The sequence below is a fragment of the Actinacidiphila acididurans genome (assembly GCF_016918855.1).
Lineage (GTDB): Bacteria > Actinomycetota > Actinomycetes > Streptomycetales > Streptomycetaceae > Actinacidiphila > Actinacidiphila acididurans.
In genome coordinates this window covers 1-13305 of record NZ_JADKYB010000033.1, presented here as the reverse complement: position 1 = coordinate 13305, position 13305 = coordinate 1, and the positions used below count along the sequence as shown (strand labels likewise).

Below are 13305 nucleotides of genomic sequence, written 5' to 3'. Positions count from 1 at the left end.
AGAATCTCTCCACGCGACCACACTCGCACACCATCCTGACACGCCTTTTAATTTGAAGTCCGGAAGGATGGGTGTGAACGCCGCACCGCCTACGTCTCCTTAGTGCGGCACCTGCTTCATCACCAGCGACATCGCGCCGCCCTCGGCGAAAACGACGCCCTAACCTTCTGCCGCACTCTCCGCCGCTGGCGCACCCAGGTCTGCTTCACCCTCTACAAGAAGGCCGAGGTTCTGCGAGAGGCCTTCGCACGGCTCGGGCACCCCGCCGACCGACGTCGGGAGGGTGCCCGGGGGCCTTTCACGGCGCGGCCCGTTCGGAGGGCGCGCCCATAGTGCGGGTCAGTCCGTACCCGCCTCCATTGCGGCGCGGTCCAGGAGTTCGTCGTCGTCGGAGACGGTCTCGCCGCGGGCGGCGATCGCTTCGGCGCCGCCTTCGGGCATGCGGGGCATGGTGCCGATGAGGCCGGTCGCGGCGGCCTGGGCGGCGCCGATGGCGGGGGTGCCGGTGCCGATCAGGCCGAGCTGGACGTACTGCTCGAGCTTGGCGCGGGAGTCGGCGATGTCGAGGTTGCGCATGGTGAGCTGGCCGATGCGGTCCACCGGGCCGAAGGCCGCGTCCTCGGTGCGCTCCATGGAGAGCTTGTCCGGGTGGTAGCTGAACGCCGGGCCGCTGGTGTCGAGGATCGAGTAGTCCTCGCCGCGCCGCAGCCGCAGGGTCACCTCCCCGGTGACGGCCGCGCCGACCCACCGCTGGAGCGACTCGCGGATCATCAGCGCCTGCGGGTCCAGCCAGCGGCCCTCGTACATCAGCCGGCCCAGGCGCCGCCCCTCGTTGTGGTACTGGGTGAGGGTGTCCTCGTTGTGGATCGCGTTGACCAGCCGCTCGTACGCCGCGTGCAGCAGCGCCATGCCGGGGGCCTCGTAGATGCCGCGGCTCTTGGCCTCGATGATCCGGTTCTCGATCTGGTCGGACATGCCCAGGCCGTGGCGGCCGCCGATCGCGTTCGCCTCCATCACCAGATCCACGGCGGAGGCGAACTCCTTGCCGTTGACCGTCACCGGGCGGCCCTGGTCGAAGCCGATCGTCACGTCCTCGGCGGCGATCTCCACCGACGGGTCCCAGAACCGTACGCCCATGATCGGCTCGACGGTCTCGATGCCGTTGTCCAGGTGCTCCAGGGTCTTGGCCTCGTGCGTGGCGCCCCAGATGTTGGCGTCGGTGGAGTACGCCTTCTCCGTGCTGTCGCGGTACGGCAGGCCGTGCGCGACCAGCCACTCGGACATCTCCTTGCGGCCGCCGAGTTCGGTCACGAAGTCCGCGTCCAGCCACGGCTTGTAGATCCGCAGGTGCGGGTTGGCGAGCAGGCCGTAGCGGTAGAACCGCTCGATGTCGTTGCCCTTGAAGGTGGAGCCGTCGCCCCAGATCTGCACGCCGTCCTCGAGCATCGCCCGGACCAGGAGCGTGCCGGTGACCGCGCGGCCGAGCGGCGTGGTGTTGAAGTAGGCGCGGCCGCCCGTGCGGATGTGGAACGCCCCGCAGGTGAGCGCGGCCAGACCCTCCTCGACCAGCGCCGCCCGGCAGTCGACCAGGCGCGCGATCTCGGCGCCGTAGGTCTTGGCACGGCCGGGCACCGAGGCGATGTCGGGCTCGTCGTACTGGCCGATGTCGGCCGTGTACGTGCACGGAACGGCGCCCTTGTCGCGCATCCATGCGACGGCCACGGACGTGTCGAGGCCGCCCGAGAAGGCGATGCCGACCCGCTCGCCGGCCGGAAGGGAGGTGAGGACCTTGGACATGGGTAGAGTATGCATAATTGTGCATGATCATGCAAACCCATCCAGTCCGCCGTGCTCGAGACCCTCCGCCTCCCGACGGCTGCGTCGACCCCCTCCGCGCCCGCGGCGCCGCACCAAGAATTTGGTTGTCCCTGGTCAATGCGGCCAACTAGCGTCCGTGAGGCTGTCATTCACGGACGCGACAGGGACGGAATACGACCCATGGCTCTCATCGATTCGCCACGCACCCGTCACAGACGCGGGCTGGCCGGTCTTCTCGCGGCGAGCGCAATCATCGCTTCCGCCCTTCTGGCCGCGGTTCCCGCACACGCCGAAACCGCACCCGCCGTACCCACCGACGTATCCACGACGCCGGCGCCGCAGGACGCCACCGGCCAGCCCAACTACGGCTGCAACGGAACCGGCGACTGGGGCTGGATCGCCGCCGGCGGGAGCGGCGGGGAGGTGGTCCTCCAGGGGAGGATCACCGATCCGGACGCCGGCCGGCCCATCTCAGCGCAGTTCGAAATGTGGGACGGCCCGCGCCACCTCATCGTCATGGGCCAGCCCGCCGACCCCACCGCCGGGACGCTCGACAGCGACGCCGACACACACTGGCAGACCTCCGGGTCGATCGCCTCCAAGGCGGTGCCCACCAGCCTCCTCGTGAGCGGGCACTCGTACGGCTTCCGGCTCCGCGCCACCGACGGCACCGCCCAGTCGGCCGTGAGCGTCTCCTGCCACTTCACGTACGACGCGACGACGCCCGACCTCACCATCAACGGCTCCAGGAGCACAGGCTCCGGCACGTGCATCGACGGCGGCACTCTCGCGTCGAACCGGACCGCCCTGGACCTCACCCTCCGGGCGACCGACACCGTCAGCGGCCTCGACCACTTCGGCTCGTCCCTCGGCAGCGCCCCCGTCGTCCCCGACGCCAACGGGGCGGCCGTCCTGCACGACCCGTTGAGGGGACCGGGCACGTACATCATCGAGGCCACAGCCAACGACAGGGCCGGCAACCAGGCCACCATGTGCTACCGGTTCAACGTCTCGGACGCCCCCGCGACGCAGGTCGCCCCGGGTGACATCGACGGCGACGCGCTCCCCGACGTCGCCGCCGTCCCCGCCGCGGGCTCGTACACCGGCAACCCCGGCCTGCGGTACTACCTCACCGACGTGGCCGGCCCGCGCGGCGCCATCGCCTCGAACAGCAACAACGGCCCGAACACGGACGGAACCTGGACCGGAGCCCTCACCGCCCACCGCTCCTCCCCCGTACGGTCCGTGACCGGCGGCCGCGTCGACGACCTCTGGGCGCTGGGCACCAATCACCTGATGTACCTGTATCACAACAACGACGGCCCACTGATGGCCGACCACGGGAACCAGTACTACTCGTCGGACAGCCGCGTATTCGTCTCCCGCCCCGCGTGCGACACGGCCCTCTCCGACTGCTCCCACTACACCGGCACCTGGGCGTCGGTCCGCCAGAGCGTCGCGCCCGGTGACATGAACAACGACGGCATTCCCGACCTGATCACCGAAGAGGCCGGCAACCAGCTCTGGTTCTTCCCCGGCACCAATGCCGCCGGGTTCGGCCGGGCCCAGCTGATCGGGACCGGCACCTGGGACGACGAGACCCTCATCGCCCCGGGCAACACGTCCACGACGCCCGGCACCGCCGCGCTGTGGGCCCGCGACGACACCACGGGCGCCCTCTCCTCGTACACCGCCGCCCTGGACGCCACCACGGGCAGGCTCACCCTCTCCGCCGCCACCCCGATCGGCGCCGGCTACCCGGCCGCCGGCTACCCGCTGATCATCAGCGTCGGCGACATCAGCGGCGACGGCCTCCCCGACCTGATCGCCACCACCGCCTCCGGCGCCCTCGTCGACCAGCTCGCCACCCCCGCCACTGCCTTCGACGGCACCCCCGGCCACCCCACCCGCCTGTCCACCGGCGGCTGGACCCAGATCGCCTCGATCAGCTGAAGCCTCGCTGTGCACGTACCACCGCGGCCCCCGCTTCCGGAGAAGCGGGGGCCGCGGTGTCACGGGTCAAGCCCGGCGATCAGGGGACTCAGCGGGTGAAGTGCGCACTCCCGCGCGGCGCGGGGGCGACGTGCGGGGCTGCCGGGCGCGGGCCCGAGGGGGCCGCGGTCGGGCCCGAGGAGCGGGGGGAGGCGAAGGTCGTGGCGGGTGCCAAGGCGGTGGCGGAGGCTGGCGGGGTGCCGCCCGCGATCCAGACCGTGGTCGTCCACGAGCTGCTCGCGGCGATCGCCGTGCCGATCGACGTACGGTTCGCGGGCGTGTACGCGTCGTTCCCGCCGAAGGTCTGCACGTACTGGATGCTGGCCGACTCGCTGGTCAGGTAGGCCGCCGACTGGGGGGACAGGTCGATGACGGTGGACCACAGCATCGGCCCGTACGTCGCGGTGACGGCCTGGCCGGTGATCGCGTACTGCCAGTTCCAGGTGTCCTCGACGACCGCGTTGTTGGGCGACGCCCACCAGAAGCGGGCCAGGTTCACCGCGGTGACCTCGGTGGTGCTGCCGCTGACGTCCCAGAAGTTCCAGGAGTTCTTCAGAGGGGTGTTCTCCAGCGCCTTACGGGCGTTGGTGCCCACCGACACCAGGTTCGTGGTGGCCGGGTTCAGCGCGTTCAGGTACGCCTGCGTGGCCGAGGGGAGCGTGGTGCCCCGGGAGAGCAGCACCACGCCGGTGCCGCGGTAACCGAGCGCGCCCGCGGCCGAGGCCGCCGCCACCGGGTCGTGGTAGTCATTGAGGTCGGCCACGAAGATCCAGCTCGGCTTCTGGGTGATCTGCCGCGCGATCCGGGCCCCGACGGTGCCGAGGTCGGCGCCGTCCATCCGCAGCGCGGTGTAGCCGAGCGCCTGCACCTGGCTCGCCACCTTGCTGCTGAGCACCTTGGTGTTGCCCACCAGGTACACCGTGCTGCCCTTGGGCAGCGACCGCTTGAGCTCGGTGACCGCGGAGGAGTCCAGCCCGCCGGTCGAGGTCAGCACCACCGGCCCCTGCTTCTCGGCCGCCAGCGACACGGCCGGGGCCGCGTACGTCGAGAACGACTTGCTGACCAGCACCGCCGACTTGGCCGGCAGCAGCCCCGGGACGTGCGTGGCACCCAGCGTGTCGAACGTCCAGCGCGACGCGGCGCCGTCGATGCCGATGGACCCGGTGCCGTACACCCGGTCCAGGATGTTGTGCCGCAGCGGCTGCCAGGCCGGCTTGCTGCCCGTGGTGGACAGCGTGGTCTGGGTCCCGTCGGCGAGGCTCACGATCTTCGCGGTCACCGCGCCGGTGGCCGGGTCGACCGAGTCGTACGCGATCCGCCCGCCGGCCGGGTCCCAGGACAGGTCCTGGTGGTCGGCCGCGTCGGTGGTCACCTGCTTGGCGCCGGTGCCGTCGGGCGCCGCCGTGAAGATCTGCTGCCGGCCGTCCACCGAGCTGGTGTAGGCGAGCGCGCTGCCGTCGGCGGCGAACGCGGGGTGCTCGCCGCTGACGACGATCCGCTTGGCCGTACTCGTCTTCGGGTCGTACTCCCACACGCCCGGCCCGGCGGACGTCCCGCACGGGTCGGCCCGGGTGAAGGCGATGATCCCGTTCGGGGCGGCCGTCGGCTCGTCGTCGCAGGCCGAGGAGGGCCGCTGGCTCACCGGCAGCAGCGGCTGCGAGCCGTACGAGCCGTCCGACGGGCCGTACATCAGCTCCTCGCCGGTGCCGGACACGACGTACGTGCCGTCCAGCCAGAACACCGCGTTGTGGTAGCCCGTGCCCGACACGTCCGTGTCGGGCGCCGGCAGGGTGACGCGCGAGGCGTTGCCGCTGACCTTGGCGGTGGCGAGCGACCATCCGCCGTCGCCGGCCAGGAGCCGGCTGCCGTCGGGCGCCCAGTTCGGGGCGAGGTGGCCGGCGTCGGTGATGCCCGCGACGGTCCGCGCACCGCTGCCGTCGGGGTTGACGAGCTGGACGGAGGTGCCGACGTTGAGCGCGATCTGGCCGGCCGCCGGGTCGGCCGTGCCCGCCGCCTGCGCACCGGTCGCGGTGGCCGCCACGATGCCGGCGGCCAGCGAGACAGCCGAGGTGAGCGCCGCGACACCGCGGCGCGAACGTGATGCCAAGTGAATCCCCCCACTGAAGTTGTCGCCGCAGTGCGGCGGGCGGCACCGTAACCCCGGGCCACGTCCGGGCGGAGAACATGCGGTGAACATTCCGTTATTCGGGGGGTGGTACGGCACCGCGGGGGCTCGGGGCCGGTGCCGGTAGGGAGCCGGGTGCGGCGCCGGGTCCCGCGCCGGTTACGGCTCCGGTACGGGGTCGGTCGCGAGGCGGGCGTGCAGGTGGGAGTCGTGGCGGCGGCCGTCGTGGGCGATGAACGACTCCCGCATGGTGCCCTCGACGCGGAAGCCGGCCTTCTCGGCGGTACGGCACGAGGCGGGGTTGACCAGGGCGTGGTCGAGGCTGATCCGGTGCAGCCGCAGGGCGCTGAAGCCCCAGTCGGCGGCGGCCCGCAGCGCCCGGGCCGCGACCGCCCGGCCGCGGGCCGCGGGCGTCACCCAGTAGGCGGCCACGGCCTGGTCGGGCGTGCGGTGGACGTCACGCAGACCGACGTAACCCAGCAGGGTGCCGTCCGCGGCATCGGTCACGGCGAAGGCGGCGGTGCCGCTGGACCAGCCGGTCAGCCGGGGCCCCAGCCAGGTGGCGCCCCGCTGCCCGGGCACGGCCGCCAGCACGACCCGCCCCGCGGCCCACCGCAACACCTCCGGGTCCGTCATCGCCTCGCCCACCGCGGCCTCGTCCCCCTCGTCGAACGGCCGCAGCACCAGATCCCCCGCGACCAGCCGCACCGGCCGCAACCCCCCGAAGTACTGCGCGAGCGAGCCACTTGCCGTGGGCCCACCACCCGCACGCCGCGATACGCCGCCGGTCGCCCCGGCCTGCGCGGACGGCCGCCCCGGCTCGTGCGGTACGGGGCCGTCGCTCACCGCCCCCGACGCCTCCGCCTGATCCCGCTCACCGGGCCGGCTTTCCGCCCGCACCCCTGGCAGTACGGGCCCGCCGCCCGATGCCGGGACCGGCCTCTCCGCCTGATCCCGCTCACCCGACCGGCCCGGTTCCGGTGCCTCTGGCGGTACGTGCTCGCCGCCCGACACCGGAACCGAGGCCTCCGGCTCATCCCACTGGCCCTGTGACCGCGCCCTTGGCGGTACGGTCCCACCACTCGCCACCCCGGGCCCCTTCGGCTCATCCCGCTCACCCGGCCGGCCATGTGACCGCGCTTCCGACTGCGCCTGCGGCCAACCTTCCGACCGACCCTGCGACCGGCCCTGTGGAACACCCCGTACTGACGACATGCCGTCCAGCCTAGGAAGGCACCGGCCGCGCCCGATGGGCAGCCCTGCCGAATGTGCCGGACCCACTGGCGTGTCAGCGCCCGTTATGCGCACCGCATCACCGATGATCCCTTTGTCCGACCAGCGCACCGTAACCAAGGGCGCCCCCGCCCCGAGCCGCGCCGACCGCCCCAACCCCGACCCGACCGCCGACCGCCGACCGCCGACCGCCGACCGCCGACCGCCCGACCATGGACCACCGACCGCCGGATGCCGACCTCCGGGACGGCCGACCGGGCCGGGGCCTGGCAGCGAGCCCGGCCGGTGGCTCAAGCCCCGAACCGGCCCGCGCCGTCCGGGCGAGGGCGAGCCCGCAACCACGGTGAGCCCCGCAGGGAGCCGCATTTGTTCACCGCCGACCCCGTCCCCTCCTCCCCGCCCCCGGCCGCCACCCCGCCGCGCGTCGGGACGGCCGACTGGGCCGGGGCGTGGCGGCGGGCCCGGCCGGCGGTGCTGGCGTTCGCGGCGGCGCGGCTGGCGGGGATCGCCGTCCTGACGCTGTGGGCGCACCGAAGGCACACCCACCCGCGCGACATCCTCGGCCTGGAGTGGGACGCCCTCTGGTACCACCGGATCGCCGAATGGGGCTACGGCACGTTCATCCCGTCCTGGGAGGCGCCCGGCCTGCGCTACGACGACCTGGCCTTCTTCCCGCTGTACCCGATGGCCGTACGGGTCCTGGCCGCCGTCCTGCCGATCGGCTCGGTGACCTGCGCGCTGCTGCTGTCATGGGTGTGCGCGCTGCTGGCCGCCTGGGGCGTGTTCGCGGTGACCGAGCGCGCGTACGGCCGCCGGACCGCGACCGCGGTGGTGGTGCTGTGGGCGCTGCTGCCGCACGCGATCGTGCTGTCGATGGCGTACACCGAGCCGATGATGACCGCGTTCGCGGCCTGGGCGCTGTACGCCACGATGACCCGCCGGTGGCTGGCCGCGGGCCTGCTCGGCGCGCTCGCCGGGCTGAGCCGGCCGAACGGGGTGGCGGTGTGCGCGGCCGTGGTCGCCGCGGTGCTGGCCGACGCCTGGCACCGCCGCCGTACCGGACGGCCGCAGCAGGCCGCCGCCTGGGCCGCCGCGGCCATCGCCCCGCTGGGCTGGTGCGGATACGTGCTGTGGGTCGGCTTCCAGACCGGGGAGCCGCTGCGCGGCTACTTCGACGTGCAGAGCCGCTGGGGCTCGGACTTCGACTTCGGCCACTACGCGCTGCACTACGTGAAGCACCTGGTGCTGTCCCCCGACAACCTGTCGGCGTACATGGCCACGGCGCTGTGCGCGGGCGCGGTGCTGCTGCTGGCGATGGCGCTGATGGACCGGATGCCGCTGCCGCTGCTGGTCTACAGCGCGGTGCTGGTGGTGATCGCGCTGGGCGGCGCCAACTTCTTCTCGTGCAAGCCGCGCTTCCTGCTGCCGGCCTTCCCGCTGCTGGCACCGTGCGCGGGCGCACTGGCCAGGGCCCGGCCGCGCACCACCGCGCTGGCGGTGGTGACGCTGGCCGGGATCTCGCTCGGTTATGGCACCTACGTGCTGGCGATCGTCAACCAGCCGCTGTGACGGGCCTGGGTCGACAAACTGCCGACCAGGGCCTCAGTTGCCCGGGCCCTCGCCGTCGTCCGGGCTCTCGACGTCCTTCTCCAGGCCGAGCGTCTCGACGACCCACTTGTCGAACTCGATCGAGGCGCGCACCCAGCTGACCGTGCTGGACACGAAGTGCTCCAGGCCCACGCCCAGGCCGATGAGGAGCTGGGCCTCGCCGATGAGGCGGACCGAGCCGTCGTCGTGGGTGTGCGTGTAGACCTTCGGCCACAGGGTGCGGCGGTTCCAGTCGTCGATGACCTCGTGCAGCTGCGGCTTGTCGTCGACCGTGTACGCGCGGTCGTAGAACGTGCGCACCGCGAAGACGGCCTGCTCGCCCTCACCGCGGAACATGAAGTAGGTGCGGAACTCCTCCCAGGGCGCCGCGAGGTCTCCCTCGTCGTCCACCAGGTACTTCAGCTCCATCTGGTCGAGGAGCTGCTTGACCAGGTCCTGGTCCGGGATGACCACGCTGCCGGCGGGTCCGGTCGGCTCGGGGTCCGGCTGGCCCCCGAAATTGGGAATCGAGGACGGGTCGATGCTCACCGTATAGGTCCCTTCGTAACGTCTCCCAGCCATCCTCCCCCATATCCCGCCGCCGTCCACAACCCACCCGATTACGCGCGGCGCGTAGTGGCCGGCCGTGGTGGCCGGCCACTGCGCGGGCCTCGTCACTTCGTCAGGTTCAGCCCCTCCGGAGTGTCCTCGTCCGGGGAGTCGGGGGAGGGGACCGGGCCGACGATCAGGCCGCCGGGGGCGCGGTCGACGCGGACGGTCTGGCCGTCGAGGATCTCGCCGGCCAGGATCTCGCGGGCGAGCTGGTCGCCGATCGAGGTCTGGACCAGGCGCCGCAGGGGGCGGGCGCCGTAGGCCGGGTCGTTGCCCTCGCGGGCCAGCCAGTCCAGGGCGGCATCGGTGACCTGGAGGGTCAGCCGGCGGTCGCGCAGCCGGCGGCCCAGCCGGTCGGTCTGGAGCTTGGCGATCCGGCGCAGCTCGTCCTGGGTGAGGGCGGAGAAGACCACGATGTCGTCCAGCCGGTTCAGGAACTCCGGCTTGAAGGAGGCGCGCACCGTCTCCAGCACGCTCTCCTTCTTCTGCTCGTCGCTGAGCGTGATGTCGATCAGGAAGGTGCTGCCCAGGTTGGAGGTGAGGATCAGGATGGCGTTGCGGAAGTCGACGGTCCGGCCCTGGCCGTCGGTCAGCCGGCCGTCGTCGAGCACCTGGAGCAGGACGTCGAAGACCTCCGGGTGGGCCTTCTCCACCTCGTCCAGCAGCACCACGCTGTACGGGCGCCGCCGCACCGCCTCGGTGAGCTGGCCGCCCTCCTCGTACCCGACGTATCCGGGCGGGGCACCGACCAGCCGCGCGACCGAGTGCTTCTCGCCGTACTCGCTCATGTCGATACGGACCATCGCCCGCTCGTCGTCGAAGAGGAAGTCGGCGAGCGCCTTGGCCAGCTCGGTCTTGCCGACGCCGGTCGGGCCGAGGAAGAGGAACGAGCCGGTGGGGCGGTCCGGGTCGGCGACGCCGGAGCGGGAGCGGCGCACCGCGTCGGCCACCGAGCGCACCGCCTCGGTCTGCCCGATCAGCCGCTTGCCCAGCTCCTCCTCCATGCGCAGCAGCTTCTGGGTCTCGCCCTCCAGCAGCCGGCCGGCCGGGATGCCGGTCCAGGCGGCGACCACGTCGGCCACGTCGTCCGGCCCGACCTCCTCCTTGACCATGGTCTCGGTGGCGGCCTCCTGCTCCTCGCGGGTGGCCTCCTCCAGCTCGGCCTCCAGCCGCGGCTTCTCCCCGTACAGCAGCTTGGAGGCGGACTCGAAGTCGCCGTCGCGCTGGGCGCGCTCGATCCGGGTGTCGATGTCGTCCAGGTGCTCCTTGAGCTCACCGACCCGGTTCAGGCCCTGCTTCTCCTTCTCCCAGCGGGCGGTCAGGCCGCGCAGCTCCTCCTCGCGGTCGGCGAGGTCCTTGCGCAGCTTCTCCAGCCGCTGCACGGAGGCGGGGTCCGTCTCGTTGCGCAGCGCCAGCTCCTCCATCCGCAGCCGGTCCACCGAGCGCTGGAGCTCGTCGATCTCCACCGGGGAGGAGTCGATCTCCATGCGCAGCCGGGAGGCGGCCTCGTCCACCAGGTCGATGGCCTTGTCCGGCAGGAAGCGGGAGGTGATGTAGCGGTCGGACAGGGTGGCCGCGGCCACCAGCGCGGAGTCCGCGATCTGCACCTTGTGGTGGGCCTCGTACCGGCCCTTGAGGCCGCGCAGGATCGCCACGGTGTCCTCGACCGACGGCTCGGCGACCAGCACCTGCTGGAAGCGCCGCTCCAGGGCCGGGTCCTTCTCGATCCGCTCGCGGTACTCATCCAGCGTGGTGGCGCCGACCATGCGCAGCTCGCCGCGGGCCAGCATGGGCTTGAGCATGTTGCCCGCGTCCATCGCCGAGTCGCCGCCGGCGCCCGCGCCGACCACCGTGTGCAACTCGTCGATGAAGGTGATGATCTGCCCGTCGCTGTCCTTGATCTCGGCGAGCACGGCCTTCAGCCGCTCCTCGAACTCGCCGCGGTATTTCGCGCCGGCCACCATCGCGCCCAGGTCCAGGGCCACCAGCCGCTTGTCGCGCAGGCTCTCGGGCACGTCGCCCTTGACGATGCGCTGGGCCAGCCCCTCCACGACGGCGGTCTTGCCGACGCCGGGCTCGCCGATCAGCACCGGGTTGTTCTTGGTGCGCCGGGACAGCACCTGCACCACCCGGCGGATCTCCTGGTCCCGGCCGATCACCGGGTCGAGCTTGCCCTCGCGGGCCGCGGCGGTGAAGTCGGTGCCGTACTTCTCCAGCGCCTTGTACGTGCCTTCCGGGTCCTGGCTGGTCACGCGCTGTCCTCCCCGGGCCTTCTCGAAGGCCGCCAGCAGTGTCTTGGCCTTGGCACCCCGCTCCGCGAGCAGTTCGCCGGCCGGGCCGCCCTTGACGGCGATCCCGATGAGCAGGTGCTCGGTGGAAAGGTACGCGTCCCCGAGGTCCTTGGCGCGCCGCGAGGCGTCCGCGATCACGGCGAGCAGGTCGCGGTTGGCCTGCGGGGGTGCCACGGTGGAGCCCTGCACCTGCGGCAGGCCGGCGACCAGCTTCTCGGCGCCGGCCCGCACCTCCGCTGGGTCGGCCCCGACCGAGGACAGCAGGTCGAGGATGTTCTCGTTCTCCGTGCCGCTCAACAGGGCGAGCAGCAGATGCGCGGGCGTCAGGTCGGGGTTGCCCTCGGCGACGGCCCGGGTGTTGGCATTGTTCAGCGCTTCCCGGCTCTTGTTGGTCAGCTCGGCGTCCACGGGCGTCCGGTCCTCCTCGTCTCCTAAACCTGCCTACAGCAACATGAAGCAAGTTGAGTCTATTCCACTCAAGGCCGATGCGGGGGCCGATCGGGGCGCGTCCCGCGCCGAATGTGGCGGAATTTTGTACGAATCTTGAAGATGTCGTGGTGGCGGTGGGAGAATACGGGGCCCAACGCGCCTGATCGTGAATGGAGTTGGGGACACCGGATGACCAGCCCGCACACCATGGACCCCACCGGTTCGGCCGTGCACGAGGAGGCGGCGGCCCTGCGCGAGGCGGCGCCCGCCTGCCCGGTGGTGCTCCCGGGCGGTGTCCCCGGCATGATCGTCACCCGCCACCACGAGCTGCGCGAGTTCCTCGCCGACCCGCAGATCGCCAAGAACGCCCGGCACTTCGCCGCCCTGCACGAGGGCAGCATTCCCGAGCAGTGGCAGCTCAATGCGTTCGCCCTGGTCAACGGCATGACCACGGCCGACGGTGACGACCACCGGCGGCTGCGGGGGCTGGCCACCAAGGCGTTCACCCCGCGCCGGGTGGCCGCCATGCGGCCCTGGATCGAGCGGCTGACCGCTGATCTGCTGGCCGCCCTGCCGGGACACGCCGGCCCGGACGGCGTGGTGGACCTGCGCATGCACTACGCGTACCCGCTGCCGATGGGCGTGATCAGCGAACTGCTCGGCGTGGACCCCGGCCACCGCGACCGGCTGCACGGCCTCACCCATCGGATGGTCAGCACCTCCAGCGCCGCGGCCGACGCCATGGCGGCGCAGGCCGCGATCCACGAGATCCTGGCCCAGGTGGTGCGCGACCGCCGGGCCGCCCCGGGCGACGACCTGACCAGCGCGCTCATCGCCGCCCGCGACGAGGACCTGGGCGACGGCGCCGAGCGGCTGAACGACGAGGAACTCACCGGCACCCTGCTGCTGATGATCGTCGCCGGGCACGAGACCACGCTCAACCTGATCACCAACGCGGTACGGGCGCTGGCCGCCCACCCCGGCCAGCTCGCCCGGGTGCTGGCCGGCGAGATCTCCTGGGACGCCGTGGTCGAGGAGACGCTGCGCTGGGACAGCCCGGTGGCGAACTTCCCCTTCCGCTACCCGATCACCGACGTGACGGTCGGCGGCGTCACCATCGCCAAGGGCACCCCGGTGCTGGCCGGATACGCCGCCGCCGGCCGCGACCGGCGCGAGTACGGCCCGAGCGCCGACCGCTTCGACCTCACCCCGGCGCCC

8 protein-coding genes are annotated in these 13305 nt (G+C 72.2%); 3 read left to right on the top strand and 5 right to left on the bottom strand.

Features of this window, described 5'->3' with window-relative positions; genetic code table 11:
- Positions 1-339: 339 nt before the first annotated feature.
- A complete protein-coding gene (gene argG / locus ITX44_RS37765) occupies positions 340-1797 on the bottom strand; it encodes an argininosuccinate synthase (protein WP_205363972.1) in 1458 nt (485 codons plus the stop codon).
- A 201-nt stretch (positions 1798-1998) separates the two neighbouring features.
- On the opposite strand from argG, the gene ITX44_RS37760 reads away from it, so the two are divergent.
- The gene (locus tag ITX44_RS37760; protein WP_205363970.1) at positions 1999-3771 is read left to right on the top strand and encodes a hypothetical protein; all 1773 of its coding nucleotides are present in this window, start codon (positions 1999-2001) and stop codon (positions 3769-3771) included.
- A gap of 88 nt (positions 3772-3859) precedes the next feature.
- On the opposite strand, the gene ITX44_RS37755 is transcribed toward ITX44_RS37760, so the two are convergent.
- Positions 3860-5917, bottom strand: a complete 2058-nt coding sequence (locus ITX44_RS37755; protein ID WP_205363968.1) for a cell wall-binding repeat-containing protein — start codon at positions 5915-5917, stop codon at positions 3860-3862.
- A 177-nt stretch (positions 5918-6094) separates the two neighbouring features.
- Positions 6095-6781, bottom strand: a complete 687-nt coding sequence (locus ITX44_RS41910; protein ID WP_307795669.1) for a GNAT family N-acetyltransferase — start codon at positions 6779-6781, stop codon at positions 6095-6097.
- Positions 6782-7534: 753 nt separating this feature from the next.
- Here ITX44_RS41910 and ITX44_RS37745 point away from each other — a divergent pair.
- Positions 7535-8737 carry a glycosyltransferase family 39 protein gene (locus ITX44_RS37745; protein ID WP_236062382.1) on the top strand — a complete coding sequence of 401 codons (1203 nt, stop codon included), beginning with the start codon at positions 7535-7537 and terminating at the stop codon, positions 8735-8737.
- A gap of 33 nt (positions 8738-8770) precedes the next feature.
- Here the strand turns inward: ITX44_RS37745 and ITX44_RS37740 are convergent, their stop codons facing one another.
- Both ITX44_RS37740 and clpB read right to left on the bottom strand, forming a co-directional pair.
- A complete protein-coding gene (locus ITX44_RS37740) occupies positions 8771-9304 on the bottom strand; it encodes a type III secretion system chaperone family protein (RefSeq protein WP_307795668.1) in 534 nt (177 codons plus the stop codon).
- 125 nt (positions 9305-9429) lie between these two features.
- Positions 9430-12066 carry an ATP-dependent chaperone ClpB gene (gene clpB / locus ITX44_RS37735; protein WP_205363960.1) on the bottom strand — a complete coding sequence of 879 codons (2637 nt, stop codon included), beginning with the start codon at positions 12064-12066 and terminating at the stop codon, positions 9430-9432.
- Positions 12067-12276: 210 nt separating this feature from the next.
- Here clpB and ITX44_RS37730 point away from each other — a divergent pair.
- The coding region (locus ITX44_RS37730) for a cytochrome P450 (protein WP_205363957.1) at positions 12277-13305 on the top strand (1029 nt) is incomplete at its 3' end.

Coding starts and splice junctions, on each gene's coding strand:
- ITX44_RS37760 (WP_205363970.1), top strand. CDS start 1,999: ATGGCTCTCATCGATTCGCCACGCACCCGTCACAGACGCGGGCTGGCC.
- argG (WP_205363972.1), bottom strand. CDS start 1,797: ATGTCCAAGGTCCTCACCTCCCTTCCGGCCGGCGAGCGGGTCGGCATC.